This window comes from Methylobacterium sp. Leaf93 (genome assembly GCF_001422345.1).
Lineage (GTDB): Bacteria > Pseudomonadota > Alphaproteobacteria > Rhizobiales > Beijerinckiaceae > Methylobacterium > Methylobacterium bullatum.
Genome location: NZ_LMMS01000031.1, coordinates 22397 through 38160, shown reverse-complemented (window position 1 = coordinate 38160; position 15764 = coordinate 22397). Strand labels below are relative to the sequence as shown.

At 68.5% G+C, this 15764-nt stretch carries 16 protein-coding genes; 8 read left to right on the top strand and 8 right to left on the bottom strand.

What is annotated here, in order from left to right; translation table 11 throughout:
* Positions 1-47 precede the first annotated feature (47 nt).
* From ASF26_RS21070 to ASF26_RS21060, 3 genes are all read left to right on the top strand, one after another.
* Positions 48-845: an enoyl-CoA hydratase/isomerase family protein gene (locus tag ASF26_RS21070; protein WP_056258947.1), complete on the top strand. Its 798-nt coding sequence runs from the start codon at positions 48-50 to the stop codon at positions 843-845.
* Between the two features lie 167 nt (positions 846-1012).
* The gene (locus tag ASF26_RS21065) at positions 1013-2521 is read left to right on the top strand and encodes a carbohydrate porin (protein ID WP_156463085.1); all 1509 of its coding nucleotides are present in this window, start codon (positions 1013-1015) and stop codon (positions 2519-2521) included.
* Between the two features lie 224 nt (positions 2522-2745).
* Positions 2746-2973, top strand: coding sequence for a hypothetical protein (locus ASF26_RS21060; RefSeq protein WP_056258944.1), 228 nt, complete (start codon positions 2746-2748; stop codon positions 2971-2973).
* A 102-nt stretch (positions 2974-3075) separates the two neighbouring features.
* Here ASF26_RS21060 and ASF26_RS21055 read toward each other — a convergent pair whose 3' ends face one another.
* Both ASF26_RS21055 and ASF26_RS21050 read right to left on the bottom strand, forming a co-directional pair.
* A complete protein-coding gene (locus tag ASF26_RS21055; protein WP_056258942.1) occupies positions 3076-4512 on the bottom strand; it encodes an NAD-dependent succinate-semialdehyde dehydrogenase in 1437 nt (478 codons plus the stop codon).
* Positions 4513-4600: 88 nt separating this feature from the next.
* Positions 4601-5392 carry a class II glutamine amidotransferase gene (locus tag ASF26_RS21050; protein WP_056164170.1) on the bottom strand — a complete coding sequence of 264 codons (792 nt, stop codon included), beginning with the start codon at positions 5390-5392 and terminating at the stop codon, positions 4601-4603.
* A gap of 398 nt (positions 5393-5790) precedes the next feature.
* Here ASF26_RS21050 and ASF26_RS21045 point away from each other — a divergent pair, with 398 nt between their 5' ends.
* A complete protein-coding gene (locus ASF26_RS21045) occupies positions 5791-6216 on the top strand; it encodes a response regulator (RefSeq protein WP_056259270.1) in 426 nt (141 codons plus the stop codon).
* A gap of 83 nt (positions 6217-6299) precedes the next feature.
* On the opposite strand, the gene rpsU is transcribed toward ASF26_RS21045, so the two are convergent.
* Together rpsU and phaZ are read right to left on the bottom strand one after the other, a co-directional pair.
* Complete coding sequence (rpsU, locus tag ASF26_RS21040) at positions 6300-6608, bottom strand: 30S ribosomal protein S21 (RefSeq protein WP_018045519.1); 309 nt, start codon at positions 6606-6608, stop codon at positions 6300-6302.
* 232 nt (positions 6609-6840) lie between these two features.
* Positions 6841-8055 (bottom strand): polyhydroxyalkanoate depolymerase, encoded by a 1215-nt coding sequence (gene phaZ, locus ASF26_RS21035; RefSeq protein WP_056258940.1) that lies wholly within the window; start codon positions 8053-8055, stop codon positions 6841-6843.
* 312 nt (positions 8056-8367) lie between these two features.
* Here phaZ and ASF26_RS21030 point away from each other — a divergent pair, with 312 nt between their 5' ends.
* Complete coding sequence (locus ASF26_RS21030) at positions 8368-9024, top strand: glutathione S-transferase family protein (RefSeq protein ID WP_056259268.1); 657 nt, start codon at positions 8368-8370, stop codon at positions 9022-9024.
* A 43-nt stretch (positions 9025-9067) separates the two neighbouring features.
* Here ASF26_RS21030 and ASF26_RS21025 read toward each other — a convergent pair whose 3' ends face one another.
* The 4 genes from ASF26_RS21025 to bla form a co-directional block, all read right to left on the bottom strand.
* Positions 9068-10510 (bottom strand): ATP-binding protein, encoded by a 1443-nt coding sequence (locus tag ASF26_RS21025; protein WP_056258935.1) that lies wholly within the window; start codon positions 10508-10510, stop codon positions 9068-9070.
* A complete protein-coding gene (locus tag ASF26_RS21020; protein ID WP_056258932.1) occupies positions 10507-11235 on the bottom strand; it encodes a response regulator in 729 nt (242 codons plus the stop codon). Before ASF26_RS21020 ends, ASF26_RS21025 begins: the two co-directional genes overlap by 4 nt.
* Before the next feature lie 149 nt (positions 11236-11384).
* Positions 11385-12506 carry a hypothetical protein gene (locus ASF26_RS21015; RefSeq protein ID WP_056258927.1) on the bottom strand — a complete coding sequence of 374 codons (1122 nt, stop codon included), beginning with the start codon at positions 12504-12506 and terminating at the stop codon, positions 11385-11387.
* Between the two features lie 185 nt (positions 12507-12691).
* Positions 12692-13579, bottom strand: a complete 888-nt coding sequence (gene bla, locus ASF26_RS21010) for a class A beta-lactamase (RefSeq protein ID WP_056258924.1) — start codon at positions 13577-13579, stop codon at positions 12692-12694.
* A gap of 229 nt (positions 13580-13808) precedes the next feature.
* Here bla and ASF26_RS21005 point away from each other — a divergent pair, with 229 nt between their 5' ends.
* From ASF26_RS21005 to proC, 3 genes are all read left to right on the top strand, one after another.
* The gene (locus ASF26_RS21005; RefSeq protein WP_056258921.1) at positions 13809-14114 is read left to right on the top strand and encodes an accessory factor UbiK family protein; all 306 of its coding nucleotides are present in this window, start codon (positions 13809-13811) and stop codon (positions 14112-14114) included.
* Positions 14115-14406: 292 nt separating this feature from the next.
* Complete coding sequence (locus tag ASF26_RS21000; protein ID WP_018045511.1) at positions 14407-14910, top strand: YbjN domain-containing protein; 504 nt, start codon at positions 14407-14409, stop codon at positions 14908-14910.
* Positions 14907-15734 (top strand): pyrroline-5-carboxylate reductase, encoded by an 828-nt coding sequence (proC, locus tag ASF26_RS20995; RefSeq protein WP_056258918.1) that lies wholly within the window; start codon positions 14907-14909, stop codon positions 15732-15734. Before ASF26_RS21000 ends, proC begins: the two co-directional genes overlap by 4 nt.
* The last annotated feature ends 30 nt before the right edge of the window (positions 15735-15764 follow it).

Genomic DNA, 15764 nt, shown 5'->3' with positions numbered 1-15764 from the left:
CGTATCGGACGGGCCGATTCTCGGCCGGTCCGGCATGGGAATCCCGCATGAGCGCCACCGACGAGATCCTGTTCGCCACCGACGAGGCGGGCATCGCCCGCATCGTTCTCAACCGGCCGCAGGCGCGCAACGCGCTGACCTTCGCGATGTATCAGGGCCTCATCGACCTCTGCGACAGGATCGAGGCGGACGAGCGGATCAAGGTCCTCGTCATCACCGGCGCCGGCGAGAAAGCCTTCGCCGCCGGCACCGACATCAGTCAGTTCCGTGATTTCTCCCGTCCCGAGGATGCCCTCGGCTACGAGCGCTTCATGGACAGGGTCCTGGGCGCGCTCGAGCGTCTGCGCGTGCCCGTCATCGCCGCCGTCGCCGGCGCCTGTACTGGCGGCGGGACCGCCATCGCCGCCTCCTGCGACCTGCGCATCGCCACGCGTGACGCCCGGTTCGGCTTTCCCATCGCGCGGACTCTGGGCAATTGCCTGTCGATGTCCAACCTGCGGCGCCTGTCCGGCCTCATCGGTCCCGCCCGGGTGAAGGACATGATCTTCACGGCCCGCCTGTTCGGCGCGGAGGAGGCGCTCGCGGCCGGCCTCGTCGGCGAGGTGGTGGAGGATGCCGCCGCCCTCGCCGCCAGGGCGACGGAACTCGCGACGCAGCTCGCCGGCCATGCACCGCTGACCCTGCGGGCCACCAAGGAAGGCCTGCGCCGGCTAGACGCCGAGGCAGAGGCGGAGGGCGAGCGCCCCGGCGATGACCTCATCCTGATGTGCTACACCAGCGCCGATTTCCGCGAGGGCATGGAGGCCTTCCTGGCCAAGCGCCCGCCGAACTGGACCGGCCGGTAAAGCGCTGTTTCCAGCGCTGTCCCGATGCGGATGTGGGCAGCGTGACACACCGGACGGGGAAAGCCGCTGGTCGCCCAGCTGCCTCGGCTCGGTTGCAGCCCTGTCATGCTCGTCGTGATAGAGCACGAGCGGGGACGGTCGCCCCGGGACATGCTTTTTTCCGAGGGATGATGCTCCGCTCGTTTCCTCTCGCGGCGTCCGCAGCCCTGTTATCGGGCCTTGCTGTGTCGGGCGCCCACGCCCAGACCGCCGCCGAGATCGCGGCGCGGCAGGCGCGCCTGGCCCTGGAGGGGCTCGACATCGGCTCGCCGCGCGGCGCCGGCGGCGATCCGCAGACATCGGTGGCGCAGTCGGTGACCTCGGCCAAGCCTTCGGCCAACCTCAACACCTCGATCCAGGACCAGCTCGGCCCCTATGGCGATCCCTACGGCCTGCGCTCGTTCCTGAAGACCAAGGGCATCGAATACAGCCTCACTTATATCGGCGAGAGCTTCGGCAATGCGACGGGCGGCGCGCGGCGCGGTGGCATCGTTGAGGGACGGCTCGACGTCCAGTTTGATGCCGACCTCGAAACGCTGGCGGGCTGGTACGGGGCGGCTTTCCACACCAACCTCTACCTCATCCACGGCACCGGCCTGTCGCGCTACTACGTCAACAATTTCATCACCGTGAGCGCCATCGAGGCATTGCCCTCCTCGCGGCTCTACGAGCTCTGGCTGGAGCAGAAACTGTTCGACGGCCAGTTCAGCCTGAAGGTCGGTCAGATCGCGGCCGATACCGAATTCGCCGTGAGCCAGACCGGCACGTTGTTCATCAACTCCACCTTCGGCTGGCCCAACATCATGGCCGAGGTGCTGCCGAGCGGCGGGCCGATCTATCCCCTGGCGGTGCCGGCGATCCGCGCGAAATACGTGCCCAATCAGAACTTTTCCCTTCAGGTCGGCCTCTTCGACGGCGATCCGGCGGGGCCTTTTCCCAGCGATCTCGATCCGCAGCGCCGCAACCGCACCGGCACGAACTTCCGCACCAACGATCCCGCTCTGGTCATCGCGGAAGCCGCCTACGCCTACAACATCGCGCAGGGCGATGTCGGCGATCCCGGCACGGTGACCCTGGGGGGGTGGCACCATTTCGGCCGGTTCGACAGCCAGCGCTTCGACACGGCCGGGCGCTCGCTGGCAGATCCGTCCACCACCGGCATCGCCCGACGCTTCCGGGGCGACAGCGGCCTCTACGGCATCATCGACCAGACCATCTACCGCGAACCCGACGATCCCAACGACGGCGCCAGCGTGTTCCTGCGCGTGTCCGGGGCGCCCTCCGACCGCAACATCGTGGATTTCTACGCCGATGCCGGCATCGCCTATAAGGGCCTCTTCAAGGGCCGCTCCGATGACACGATCGGGGTCGCCGTCGCCATCGCGCGGATCTCGGACGCGGCGCGCGGTTTGGACACCGACACGATCCTACTGGCCGGGACGAACATGCCCCGGCGCAGCAGCGAGGCGGTCCTCGAGGCGACCTATCAGGCCGTGCTGGGACCGGGCGTGACCGTGCAGCCGGACGTTCAGTACGTGTTCCGTCCCAGCGGCGGTGTGCCCAATCCGCGCGATCCCAATGGCGCCCGGATCAAGAACGCGGCCGTGTTCGGCCTGCGGGCGACGGTGCGTTACTGAGAACCATCGACAGAGCCAGTGTGCTCAGGCCGTCCGAAGCCTCGCCTCGGCACGAGGCGAGGATGGGGTGACCGGCTTCGTCTCACGAAGCGCATGCGGTTCATCGGAATTGACGACGTCGATATCGGTTATCGATACCATCTGTTTGATGAATGGTGCGACGCAAAATATATCCCTCTCATGCAACGGGGCATTGGCCCCGGAACAGCTGAGGGATCCTCGTCATGACCGTTCGTAGCCTTGTCCTCGCCGCTCTCGCCTCCGCCACCCTGGTCGGTACCGCGACCGCCGACGAGCGCATCACCGTCACCCCCACGCTCTATCGGGAGCAGGCCCGCGTCACGGCTGCCGTGCGCCCGGCCTCCGAACTGACCACCACGCCGGCCCTGACCCCGCGTGCTCCCGCCACCCGGCGCATCGTCGCCGAAATCGTCGACCCCGCGACCCGCTAAGGCGGTTACCGTGAGCGGGGCCGGAGCAACGGCGTACATCATCGCTCCATGGGGTCTGCCCCATGGAGCGTTTTGCTTGTCGAGCCTACCGAATGCGGGTGTTCAGGCGCTTGCCTGGCTCACGAACTTCGTCGTCAGATAGGCCTCGATCGCCTCCGAGCCGCCCTCGCTGCCGTAGCCGGAATCCTTGATGCCGCCGAAGGGGGTTTCGGGGAAGGCGAGACCGTGATGGTTGATGCCGAGCATGCCGCTCTCGACCCGAGCGGCGATCTCGGTCGCGCGGGAGGCGGAGCGGGTGTAGGCGTAGGCGGCCAGACCATAGGGTAGCCGGTTGGCCTCGGCGAAGGCCGCGTCGTCGTCGGAAAAGCGCTGGACCAGGGCCACGGGGCCGAACGGCTCCTCGTTCATGATCCGCGCGGTGAGCGGGGTCTCGGCGAGCACAGTCGGTTCGAAGAAATGGCCGCGGTTGCCGATGCGCTTGCCGCCGGTGCGGAGTTCCGCGCCCTGCGCCACGGCGTCGGCCACGAGGGATTCCATCGCCTCGCGCCGGCGGGCATGGATCAGCGGCCCCATCTGGGTCTCGGGATCGAGCCCGTCGCCGACCCTGATGCCCTCTGCATGCGCCACGAATCCCTCGACGAAGCGGTCGTAGACGGAATCGTGGATGAGGAAGCGCGTCGGCGCGACGCAGACCTGCCCGGCATTGCGGAATTTGTTGGCGCCGAGCACCGAGACGGCCTTCTCCACATCCGCATCGGCGAAGACCAGGGCGGGGGCGTGGCCACCGAGCTCCATGGTGATGCGCTTCATGTGGCGCCCGGCCAAAGCCGCGAGCTCCTTGCCCACCGGAGTGGAGCCGGTGAACGAGATCTTGGCGATGACCGGATGCGGGATGAGGTAGGACGAGATCTCGGCCGGATCGCCGAAGACCAGGGACAGCACGTCACCCGGAACCCCGGCATCGAGGAAGGCGCGGACGAGCTCGGCGCAGCTGGCCGGTGTATCCTCCGGCCCTTTCAGGATCACCGAGCAGCCGGTGCAGAGCGCCGCCGACAGCTTGCGAACGGCCTGGTTGATCGGGAAGTTCCAGGGTGTGAAAGCCGCCACGGGGCCCACCGGCTCGCGCAGAACCATCTGGGTCACGCCCGGCACGCGGGCGGGGATGATGCGGCCGTAGGCGCGTTTCCCTTCCTCGGCGAACCAGTCGATGACGTCGGCGGCGGCAAGCGTCTCCACCCGCGCCTCCGCCAGCGGCTTGCCCTGTTCCAGGGTCATCGTCCGGGCGATGTCGTCGACGCGCGAACGGAGCAGATCGGCGGCCCGCCGCATCACCTTGGCGCGATCGAAGGCAGCGACCCTTCGCCATTCAGCGAATCCGCGACGGGCGGCCTCCAGGGCGCGGTCGAGATCGTTGCGCGTCGCCACCGCCACGGTGCCGATGGCGTCGCCGGTGGCTGGGTTGAGGACGGGAATGGTCCGCGCGTCGGAACCGGGCGTCCACGCCCCGGCGATGTGAAGGGTCACGTCCGTGTCGGTCATCGGCGGCTCACGCTCTCGAAGGAGCATGGGTTGTCCGCCCTTCGCGCCAGCGCCGCAACCCTTTGTGCCGCAACCCTCGGGAGCGGTCTCAGGCGGCGATGCGGACCCGCGCCTCGTCGGCGCCCTTCACCGTCACCGTGCCCCCGCGCGTGGCCTGCAGCGTGCCGCCGCGCGGGATCACGATCCAGCCCTCCTTGCAATCGTCGATGGGCTCGGAGACCACCACGAGGCCGGTCTCGGTCTGGCGGTAATAGAGACTCGGCGGGCGGCCGTCGCAGGCCCAGCGATAGGCCGTCAGGGTCTCGCCGTCGGTGACGACGGAGGTGAAGCGCAGGGCCTCGGTGATTCCGGCCGCCTGCATCAGGTCGCGGACCGTGGAGAGAGTTTCGGCCATGGCGCCGATCGGGTCTTCGGCGAGGCCGTTGGCCAGGGCCAGGAGGAAGATCGCCTCGGAATCGGTGGTGCCGCGCCGCGCTTCGTAGAGCGCGTCCGGGATCAGGGCCTCGATCCGCCGCTTGATGCGGTGATAACCGCCGATCTGGCCGTTATGCATGAACAGGTGCCGGCCATGGGCGAAGGGGTGGCAGTTCGCCCGCGTGGTGGCCGTGCCGGTGGAGGCGCGGACATGGGCGAAGAACATCCGCGCCCGGACCTGCTGGCAGAGGTTGACGAGGTTCTCGTCCGACCAGGCCGGGCAGACGTCGCGATACTGGCCGGGATCGGCCCGCTCACCGTACCAGCCGATGCCGAAACCGTCGCCGTTGGTCTCCGTCTTCGCCTCGGTGGCGTGCAGCGACTGATGCACCAGCGAGTGCGTCGGGGCGCAGACGAGATCGGTCAGGAAGACCGGATCACCGCTATAGGCGAGAAAGCGGCACATGACTGAGCAACAACCCCCTGTTTCGGCACCCCTCCCCGGATCGGGAAACAGAAACCGTTCCATGATCCAGCTTGACGGTCGTTGAACTGTAACATTCGATCTTTTGCGGTGAACAGATCGTTAATGCATCGCAGCATGCCTGAACCTTGTGCGTCTGCGCGGACGATGCGCAAGCGTGCCCGATTTCGTGCATGCCGGTATCATAGAGGGCCACCATGCCCGCTTTGAGGCGGTTCCCTGTCTTTCGTTGCGGGAGGCGCATGGCCGTGGCGGCGCATCATACCCTTGCCGATCCCGGCCCGGCGGCGCAGCCTCGGCATCATCGAATCATCGACCGGGCGCACGACGCCCCGCAGGGCCGGCATCGTGCCTGGCCTCATTCCTTGGAAAGTGACCTCATGGATCGCACAATCCGCTCGACCGATGGCGCCGCAGCGCGGGCTCAGATCGATGGCCCCGTTGCCCTGGTGGTGGAGGACGATGCGGCGGTCCGCGACCTCGCCACCGCCATTCTCGAAGAGACCGATCTCGACGTCATCGCCTGTGACAGCGCCGAGGCGGCCATCGGCGTCCTAGAGCGCAAGGGACTGAACGTCGCCCTCCTCTTCGCCGATGTGCGCCTCGGCGGGGCCATGGACGGCATCGCCCTGGCGCGGACGGTGGAGCGGCGCTGGCCCGACGTGCGCATGGTCCTGACCTCCGGCTACGACGAGCGCAGCACCGGCCGCCTGCCCGAACAGGCGGTCTATATGCAGAAGCCCTGGCGCGCCCTCGACGTGCTGGTGGAGGCGGAGCACGCGTCCGCTGCCGTGGGCATCGCCTGAAACGACACGACGCCCGGGCCGCTTCCGCGGCCGGGCGTCGTGTAGGATCGAAGAAGGGCCGGTGCGAGACCGGCCGCTCGGCCTTACGAGGCGACGTTGGTCGAGGGAGCGGCGCTCGGAGCGAAGGGCGAGCCGCCCGGACGACGCGGTGCACCGGCGCCGAAACGGGGCTTCGGCTTCGGAGCGGCGATCAGGCCCTCACGGATGGCGGTCTTGCGGGCCTGCTTGCGGGCGCGGCGCACGGCCTCAGCCTTCTCGCGAGCCTTGCGCACGGAGGGCTTCTCGTAGGCCTTGCGCTGCTTCATCTCGCGGAAGATGCCCTCGCGCTGCATCTTCTTCTTGAGAACGCGGAGTGCCTGGTCGACGTTGTTATCGCGAACGAGTACCTGCAACGGACTTGATCCTTTAGAGACGTATGATTGTCGAACGGCGCCCTCTCCGAATACCCCCGCCTGTCCGACGAGGGCAAACCGCCAATAGCCCCAGACCCTGGATCGCTCCAGGGAGGGACCTATGTGTGACGGTCTCGAATCGACGCTGAAAACTCACTTGGGGCAGGCTCATACACCAAGCGGACACGAGTTCCAACCACCCTCGGCTAAATCCTGAGCCGGACCCGCATCTTCATGCGTGCGACTGGATGAAGTTGCGCACGAGGGGGTAGGTCTGGCCTTCCCACTTGCGGCCGGTGAAGACGCCGTAATGGCCCACGCCCGCCTGTAGATGGTGGCTCTTCATGTGCGAGGGGAGGCTGCTGCACAGGTCGTGCGCCGCCATGGTCTGCCCGACGGCGCAGATGTCGTCGCGCTCACCCTCCACGGTCATCAGCGCGGTCTTGCGGATGGACCGCATATCGATGGGGTTCCCGCGATAAGTCAGCTCGTTCTTGGCGAGGGTGTAATCCTGGAATACCGTCTGGACTGTTTCGATGTAGAACTCGGCCGCGAGGTCGAGAACGGCGAAATACTCGTCGTAGAAAGTCTCGATCTGGTTGGCCTTGTCGGTCTCGCCATTGGCGAAGTGCCAGAACAGGTCGGCATGGCTCTGCTGGTGACGCTTGGCGTTCATCGAGACGAAGGCCGAGACCTGCATGAAGCCGGGATAGACCCGCCGGCCGGCCCCCGCATGACGCTGGGGCACCGTGGCGATGAGGTTCTTCTCGAACCACGCGATCGGCTTCGAGGTGGCGAGCTTGTTCACCGAGGTCGGGCTGATGCGGCAATCCACCGGCCCGGCCATGAGCGTCATGCTGCGCGGATGTGCGATGTCCTTCGACTGGGCCATGACGGCGGCGGCGGCGAGCGCCTGGACCGCCGGCTGACAGACCGCCACGACATGCGAGCCCTCGCCCATCACGCCGAGGAACTGCACCAGGTGATCGACGTAATCGTCGAACCCGAACGGGCCGTCGGCGAGCGGCACGTCGCGGGCATTGTGCCAATCGGTGATGTAGACGTCGTGATCGGCCAGCAGGGTGCGCACCGTGCCGCGTAGCAGCGTGGCGAAATGGCCCGAGAGCGGCGCGACGACGAGCACCTTGGGCTGCTCGGAATCGATGTCCTTCCTGAAGCGCAGCAAAGTCCCGAACGGGGTCGAGAACGTCGCCTCCTCGGTGACCGGAACCTCGCGGTTGCCGACCCGGATGCTGTCGATGCCGAAGGCGGGGCGGGCGAAGGTCAGTCCGGCGCGCATCATCATCCGGGCGCCGGCCGACCACCAGTTCATCGGAGCCGCGTTCCCGGATCCGACCCAGGGCGATACGGCATCGTGGACGAGCTTGCCCCAGGAGCGGGTGCGCTGGGCGAGGTCGGACTGCACTTCGAAGGCATCGTAGAGCATGAAGCTCGAACTCCTGCGCGAACGATCGGATAGCGAACCATTCGCTGTGTCGTGCACGGCTGCCGGATCGTCTCCGGACGGTCGTTCACGGCCTGCTAGGCTGAGCCACGGTTGCGCACAACGCAATCGGCTCAAAGTACGATCTGTAATAAATGTTGTGAGAATGCACCACTGTTCCATCCCCGTAACAGGAAAGGTTTATCTCTCGCGGCAGGGGGGTGGCTCGGCGCGGCACGAGACTTGGATGTCCCTTGCGCATCCCGGGCCGAGAACTCCATGGACATTCGGGGACAACGACAACAGGGGATGGACATGCCGGTCGCCACGCTCACGATCTCGAGCCGGAACTACTCCTCGTGGTCGCTGCGGGGATGGCTGGTCTGCCGCATGGCCGGGCTCGATTTCGAGACCGAAATCCTGCCCGGTGACGACGCCTCCACGCGGGCCGAGTTGCTGCATCTGTCGCCGTCCTTCCTCGTGCCCCGCCTCGTCCATGGCGAGATCGAGGTCTGGGACACCCTGGCCCTCGCCCAGTATCTCAACGAGACCTATCCCGATGCGGGCTTCCTGCCGAAGGATCCCGTGGCCCGGGCGCGCTGCCGCTCAATCTCGGGCGAGATGCATGGCGGGTTCATCAACCTGCGCTCGGCGCTGCCGATGAACCTCCGGGCCCGTCACACCGATTTCAAGATCTTCAACGGAGCCCGGGGCGATATCGAGCGGATCATCACGATCGTCGAGGATTGCCTGTCGCGCTACGACGGCCCGTTCCTCTTCGGCACGCGCCCGAGCCTGGCCGATGCCATGTTCGCGCCGGTCTGCACCCGGTTCCAGACCTACGACGTCCCGCTGCCGCGCAAGGTCGCCGCCTATCGCGACACCATCCTCGCCTGGCCGCTGATGGTGGAGTGGACCGAGGCCGCCGCTGCAGAGCCCGACGAGATCGAAGAACTCGACATGGAGTTCTGAGGGACCGGCCCCGCCGACAATCCGAAACATCCCGATGCGACAATCACGGGGCGGCCGGTGCATCGGCCCCGTGGTTCGGCATCGGGGCCGCGCACGGCGGCGTTCCTTGAGCGACGGCGAGGGGCAGGTCGATGCGGGCCACGAGGCCGCGGGGCGCCTTGTTCGACAGGCTGAGCCGTCCGCCATGCCCCTCCACGATGGCGAGCACGATCGACAGGCCGAGGCCGAAGCCGCTGGCCTCGTCGAGGTTGCGAGTCCGGTCCCCGCGCACGAAGGGCTGCACCATGGCGTCGCGCTCGGCCTCGGGGATGCCGGGGCCGTCGTCGGACACTTCCAGCGCCACGCCCTGTTCGGATGGATGCATCGTCAGGCGCGCCGAGCCGCCATACTTCACCGCATTGTCGACGAGGTTGACGATGGCCCGCTGCAGATCGTCCGCCCGGCCGCGCACGAGGACGTGGCGCGTCTGTTCCAGGCGCACGTCGGCGCCCACATCGGTGAAGCCGTCGCACACGGTCTGGACCAAAGAGGCGAGGTCGACGAGGCTGTGCGCGCCGCCCGACTGGCCGTCCCGGATGAAGGACAGGGCGGCTTCCACCAATCCGTTCATCTGGTCGAGGTCGCGCAGGGTCATGGTGCGGGCGTGGTCGTCCTCGATGAACTCGGCCCGCAGGCGCAGGCGGGTGATGGGGGTCCGCAGGTCGTGGCTGATCGCCGCCAGCATCTGGGTCCGGTCGTCGATCAGGCGGCGGACGCGCCCGCGCATGGTGTCGAGGGCGCGCGAGACCGCCGCCACCTCCTTCGGCCCGTTCCGGGGCAGGGCCACGAGGTTCATGCCCGTGCCGAAGGCGTCGGCGGCCTCGGCGAGCTTCGCCAGCGGCGCGGTCAGGGCCCGCGTCGCCCAGATCGACATGAGCGACAGGGTGATGCCGAGGAGGACGAAGGTGAACACGATCGGGCCGGGGCCGAAGGGCGGTCGGTCGTCGTCCGGCAGGGTGGCCCGCAGGCTCGCCCCCGAGGGCGTCAGAATGCCGATGCGGATGCCGCTCCCCGGCTCCCTCCGGCCCGGCGGAGACAGATCGGTGACGACGAGCGGGCGGCCGGCCCCCTCGCGCATGCGCTGGACCATGGGATGATCCGGCCGCCCGCCCCCGGAGGCGGCGGGCGTCGCGGCCGGGGGCTCGGAGGTCGCCGGTGCCGGTTCGATCCGGAGGGAGGGCAGGCCCAGCGCCGCGTCCCGCAGCAGGCTCGCCCGGTCCCCGGGCGGAGCGACGTCGAGGAGGCGCACGATGGTGGCCAGCCGGGTCGCGGCCACGCCCGGATGGTTCTCCGGACGCCAGGGCTCGCGCAGCAGGAAGAAGGCGAGGGTCGCCACCGCGTGGCTGACGACGATGGCGGCCACGCTGAGGACCGCGATCTGGCCGGCGATGCTGCGGGGCGGGGTGCCGACGAGGCGGCGCCAGCGGCCGTTCCCCTCGGTGCTCACGAGCGGGTCACCGCCGGGGTGAACAGGTAGCCGCCCGAGCGGATGGTTCGGATGATCTCGGGATTGCGGGGGTCGGCCTCGATCTTCTGGCGGATGCGGCTGATGAGGACGTCGATGCTGCGCTCGAACGGGCCGGCGGCACGCCCCTGCGTCAGGTCGAGGAGCTGATCGCGCGAGAGCACCCGGCCCGGCCTGAGACAGAGCGCGTGGAGGAGGTCGAACTCCGCACCCGTAATGGTGATGCGGGCCTCGTCCGGACTGAGCAGCTGGCGCAGGGAGACGTCGAGGGTCCAGTCGAGGAAGCGCAGCCGGCGGGCGCCGTCGTCGCCGGCGGCCTCCGTGGTCGCGCCCCGCCGCAGGATCGCGCGGATGCGGGCGAGGAGCTCGCGCGGGTTGAAGGGCTTGGCGAGGTAATCGTCCGCACCGATCTCGAGGCCGACGATCCGGTCGATCTCCTCGGCCTTGGCGGTGAGCATCAGGATCGGGATCGAGGACCCGGCCCGCAGGCGCCGGCACAGGCTCAGCCCGTCCTCGCCCGGCAGCATCAGGTCGAGGACGATGAGGTCGACGCGCGCATCCGCCAGTGCCTTGTCCATCTCGCGCCCGTCCCCGGCGAGACTCACCCGGCACTCGTTGGCGCGAAGATAGCGCGCCACCAGGGCGCTGATCTCGCGGTCGTCCTCGACCACGAGGATATGCGGCGTGGCGGAATTCGTCTGCGTCATGTCTCGTCCATCCGGGGGCCGTTTATGGCGCGTCGGCGGAGGGATTCGAAGGGGATCGCGAGACCAGAATTGTAAACGTCTGTTTCGGTCCCGTATCCGAGACACGTTCGGCAAATGTCGTCGGCCGCAAGAGTGCGTCCGCGCCGCCTCTACCGCCTGCGAAACCCGAAATACCCGCCATCGGCGTCGTAGAGCACGTCGAAGCCGTTGAGGAAGCGCAGGCCTGTGTTCACGAAGGGCTCCGGGCGACGGGTATTGAGGGTCACCTTGCCCGGCGAAAGCGGGGACTCGTCGCCGATGACGATGTCGTATTCCGCGGCCGGTTCGGAGCCTCGGCCGGGGAAGACGAAGCCGAGGCGGGTGCCGGGCAGGAACTGGCTTCGACCGTCGTCATCGGGAGTGACGGCACCGTTCACGGCCCCTGTCGGCAAGGTCAGGTACATCACCGAGACGCCGGTATCGACGAGCGCCCGGCCGCAGGCGCCGGGGGCTTGGCCGTCCACCGCGATGCAGACGGGTACGCCCTGCCATTCGCCGGAAATGTCAGGGTGCGGATCGAGCTTCACGAAGCGGATGTCGCCGCGCGTATTGGCTCCGGTGAGGCCCGCATGGATTCCCGCCCGCGTCACCACGTAGCCACGCCGGGCAGGCCCCCGGCCCTCGGGCGCGAGGTTGAGGAGAGGGTTGGTGTCGGGCGTGCTCTGGCTCTGCGCGTCGCCCTCCCGTCCGAAGCCGATGCCCAACATGGCGACATGCTCGGGCATCGTCTCCGGCGTGCAGGCGCGGGCATTGTCCGTGCACGCAATCTCGGTGACCGCCAGGACGGGGAGGGGCGCGGTAGTCACGCTGGCCCCGTTGCCGCCGACGAGCGTGACGGGCAGCGTCACCCAGCGCCCGATCATGATCCGCCCGGAACTGCTGTAGGTCAGCCGCCCCGGCCGGGACGGCATCGCGTCGAAGCCGGGGATGCGGCTCGCCGAGACCACGATTCCGGTGGAACCGGTATCCATCAGCACGGGGCGCACCTCTCCCCCGAAGGACAGGCCAAGTCGCGGCGAGCGCGTCATCTCGGCGCCATCCTCCAGTGCGTTGAGGTAGGAGAGATATGTGCCTTGGCGGAAGCCGTCGTAATCCGGCCTGTCGGCGGCATGGGCCGGGTGCGCGGCGAAGCTCAAGGCGACGATCCCGAATGCGACATGCGAGGCGATCCTCGATTCCCCGGCCCTCTTGTGCGCGATGCCGACGCGATATCCGCGGCCCCTGCTCATCATCCGCCCCTCCCGCGCAACGAGGATGCGGCAGCGAGGCCGACCGGATCATCGTCACTCCCTCCGTTCTTCGGTCGAGCTTGGCAGATCGGCGCTTAAGGGACGATTAGTGTCTCCCACGAAACTCTCGCTGCGCTGTCGTGCTTGGAGCGAGAACCGACCGTGATCGGGAGTTTTGTGAGGCACTCTTACGCGGAGGCGGCGACGGCCCGGGCCACCGACGCGATGGTGGCGCTGCGGGCCTCCGGCGACGTCCTCGCCCCGGTCAGGTAGACCGTCAGGACGAGGGGCGCCCGGCGCGGCGGCCAGATCACGGCGACGTCGTTGGCGGTGTCGTTCTCTCCCGATCCGGTCTTGTCGCCGATGCGCCAGTCCTTCGGCAGGCCGGCGCGCAGGCGCGCATCGCCGGTGCGGCAGCCGACGAGCCAGGCGGTGATGAGGGCGCGCGAGGCGGGCGAAAGCGCGTCCGCGAGGACGAGGCGCCGGAGCGTCTCCGCCATGGCCAACGGGGTGGTGGTGTCGCGCGGATCGCCGGAGGCGGCCTCGTTAAGGTCCGGCTCGGTACGGTCGAGCCGGGTCGTCGCATCGCCGAAACCACGGATATGACCGGTGAGCCCGGCCGGGCCACCCATCGTCCCGAGGAGCAGGTTGGCGGCGGTGTTGTCGCTGAGCGTGACGGCCGCTTCGCAGAGCTCGGCGATGGTCATGCCCTCGCCCCCCGCCCTCGGCCCGCTCACGGGCGAATACGGCACGACCTCGCGCGGTTCGTAGCGCAGGCGCCGGTCGAGGCGGTCCTCGCCCCGGTCCACCCTCGCCAGCACCGCGCCGGCGGCGAGGACCTTGAACGTGCTGCACAGGGGGAAGTGCTCGTCCCCGCGATGCGCCGCATGGGCGCCGCTGCCGGTATCGAGAAGACCGATCCCGAGCCGCCCGCCGCTCGCCTCCTCGATCGATGCGAACCGGCCGGCGAGATCCCGGCGGAACGCCCCCTCCGCCAGGGCTGGGCCTCCCGCGCCGAACCACTTCCCCGCGGCCCAGGCGGCCGCGCCGAGGGTGAATTCGCGTCGCCTGACCATGCATGTCCTCGATGGGGATCGGTATGCGATTGAAGCGGATCGTCGCCGAGCAAGGCGGCGGCTTTGCGGTGTCATCCTGGCCACCGGAATGGGGCTTCGGCTCGTCCGTCCGTCGATTCCTCAGCCCCGAGGCGGGGGATCGGATTGCCTCGCGGGCCGTCGATTCTTATTTCACCCTCTCAGGTGCCGGCGCGATGTCCGACGCGGGCCTCGATCTCGGGAGACGACGATGCAAGGCTCTAAGGACGGCACGGGCCGCGGTTCGAACCGGTTGTTCGACGATTTCGCCCGGCTGATGACCGACGCCGCCGGCGCGGCGCAGGGGGTGAAGCGCGAGGCGGAGACGGTTTTCAAGGCGCAGGTGGAGCGCCTGATCCGCGACATGGACATCGCGTCGCGCGAAGAGGTGGACGTCCTGCGCGATCTCGTCTCGGCGCTGCGCAGCCAGAACGATGCCCTCGCCGCCCGCGTCTCGGCGCTCGAGGGCCGGCTCGGTACGCAGGATACGCCGCCTGCGCCCGCTACGCCGGTCTGATTCGGACGCGCCGCTCGGGTTCAAGCTTGTGCACAGGAAGGAATGGTGGAAATCCGCTTTCCTGTTCACCGCTTCTCCCGAGCGCTTTGAAACGCGAGTCCGCCACGGTCTATAGTGAGTGAAGCACTGATTCGCTTCGCCCCCGGACCCGACCTTCGACCCTTAAACTTCTCGCCGACCAAGCTCTGCCTTGCCTATGTGGGGATTCAGCTTGGGAACGGTGACTCGTAAGCGGGATCGATTGTCGTTCACCATTATCGGCGCCCCTCCCGGGACGCCAACCTGGACCGCTATGACCCAACTCCACATCGAAGGCCTCGACCGGAACGAGCACCCCCTCGACATCGTCGAGCGGCTCGCCTCCCTTCGCGACTGGATCTTCGACCGGGCCGAGACCGACGAGATGTCGGTGGCCGTGGCCGGCCGCTGGTCCGACTACCATGTCGCCTTCACCTGGATCGAGGACGTGGAGGCCCTGCACGTGGCCAGCGCCTTCGACCTGAAGGTGCCGGCGCATCGCCGCACCGAGATCCTCACCCTCATTTCCCTCGTCAACGAGCAGCTCTGGGTCGGCCATTTCGACCTGTGGTCCACCGACAGCGTGGTGATGTTCCGGCACTCGCTGCTGCTCACGGACGGCGCCGCGCCGACCCAGAGCCAGTGCGCGATGATGCTGAAATCCGCTGTCGATGCCTGTGAGCGCTACTATCAGGCGTTCCAGTTCGTGCTCTGGGCGGGCAAGTCCGCTCGCGAATCCCTGGATGCGGTCCTGTTCGAGACCGAAGGCGAGGCGTGAGCATCCCGTCTTCCTCCACTCTCCCCGCGTCCCTCACCCTGGTGGGGGCGGGCAAGATGGGCGGTGCGATGCTGGCGGGCTGGCTCGCGGGCGGTCTCGATGCAGCCAGGACCTGCGTCGTCGATCCGCAGGCCTCGCCCGAGATGGTGCGGCTCTGCGAGAGCCACGGCATCGCCCTGAACCCCGGCGACGTACCGGCGAACGATGCGCTGATCCTCGCGATCAAGCCGCAGGGGCTGGAGGGCGCGGCAGGCCTCCTCGACGGGTTGATCGCACCCCACACGCTGGTGGTCTCGATCCTGGCGGGCAAGACCATCGCCGACCTGCGCCGCCGCCTGCCCTCCGCCCGCGCCATCGTCCGCGCGATGCCGAACCTGCCCGCGAGCATCGGGCGCGGCGTCACCGGAGCGGTGGCGAGCGCCGACGTATCCCCCGATCAGCGTGCCCAGGCCGATGCGCTGCTGAAGGGCGTCGGCGCGGTGGAATGGCTCGACGACGAGGCGCTCATCGACGCTCTGACGGCTTTGTCCGGCTCCGGCCCGGCCTACGTCTTCCTCCTGGCCGAGGCCATGGCGGAGGCGGGCGTGGCCGCCGGCTTGCCCGCCGACATGGCCGCCCGGCTCGCCCGTGCCACGGTGGCGGGGGCAGGGGCGCTTCTGTCCGCCAGTCCCTACGAGGCGGGGCAGTTGCGGCGCGACGTGACCTCGCCCGGCGGCACCACGGCGGCGGCGCTGGCCGTGCTCATGCGCGATGGCGGCGTGCCGGACCTGATGCGTGAGGCGGTCGCCGCGGCGGCGGTGCGGGCCGGCGAGCTCTCCGGCTGAGCCGCCCCTAACCGATCCGCCTGCGCAACC

Excerpts from the sequence above, each read along its gene's own strand:
- ASF26_RS21015 (WP_056258927.1), bottom strand. The coding sequence starts at position 12,506 with ATGATGAGCAGGGGCCGCGGATATCGCGTCGGCATCGCGCACAAGAGG.
- ASF26_RS21050 (WP_056164170.1), bottom strand. The coding sequence starts at position 5,392 with ATGTGCCGCTTTCTCGCCTATAGCGGTGATCCGGTCTTCCTGACCGAT.
- ASF26_RS21000 (WP_018045511.1), top strand. The coding sequence starts at position 14,407 with ATGACCCAACTCCACATCGAAGGCCTCGACCGGAACGAGCACCCCCTC.
- ASF26_RS21060 (WP_056258944.1), top strand. The coding sequence starts at position 2,746 with ATGACCGTTCGTAGCCTTGTCCTCGCCGCTCTCGCCTCCGCCACCCTG.
- ASF26_RS21030 (WP_056259268.1), top strand. The coding sequence starts at position 8,368 with ATGCCGGTCGCCACGCTCACGATCTCGAGCCGGAACTACTCCTCGTGG.
- ASF26_RS21065 (WP_156463085.1), top strand. The coding sequence starts at position 1,013 with ATGATGCTCCGCTCGTTTCCTCTCGCGGCGTCCGCAGCCCTGTTATCG.
- ASF26_RS21055 (WP_056258942.1), bottom strand. The coding sequence starts at position 4,512 with ATGACCGACACGGACGTGACCCTTCACATCGCCGGGGCGTGGACGCCC.
- ASF26_RS21070 (WP_056258947.1), top strand. The coding sequence starts at position 48 with ATGAGCGCCACCGACGAGATCCTGTTCGCCACCGACGAGGCGGGCATC.
- ASF26_RS21020 (WP_056258932.1), bottom strand. The coding sequence starts at position 11,235 with ATGACGCAGACGAATTCCGCCACGCCGCATATCCTCGTGGTCGAGGAC.
- ASF26_RS21045 (WP_056259270.1), top strand. The coding sequence starts at position 5,791 with ATGGATCGCACAATCCGCTCGACCGATGGCGCCGCAGCGCGGGCTCAG.
- bla (WP_056258924.1), bottom strand. The coding sequence starts at position 13,579 with ATGGTCAGGCGACGCGAATTCACCCTCGGCGCGGCCGCCTGGGCCGCG.
- ASF26_RS21005 (WP_056258921.1), top strand. The coding sequence starts at position 13,809 with ATGCAAGGCTCTAAGGACGGCACGGGCCGCGGTTCGAACCGGTTGTTC.
- phaZ (WP_056258940.1), bottom strand. The coding sequence starts at position 8,055 with ATGCTCTACGATGCCTTCGAAGTGCAGTCCGACCTCGCCCAGCGCACC.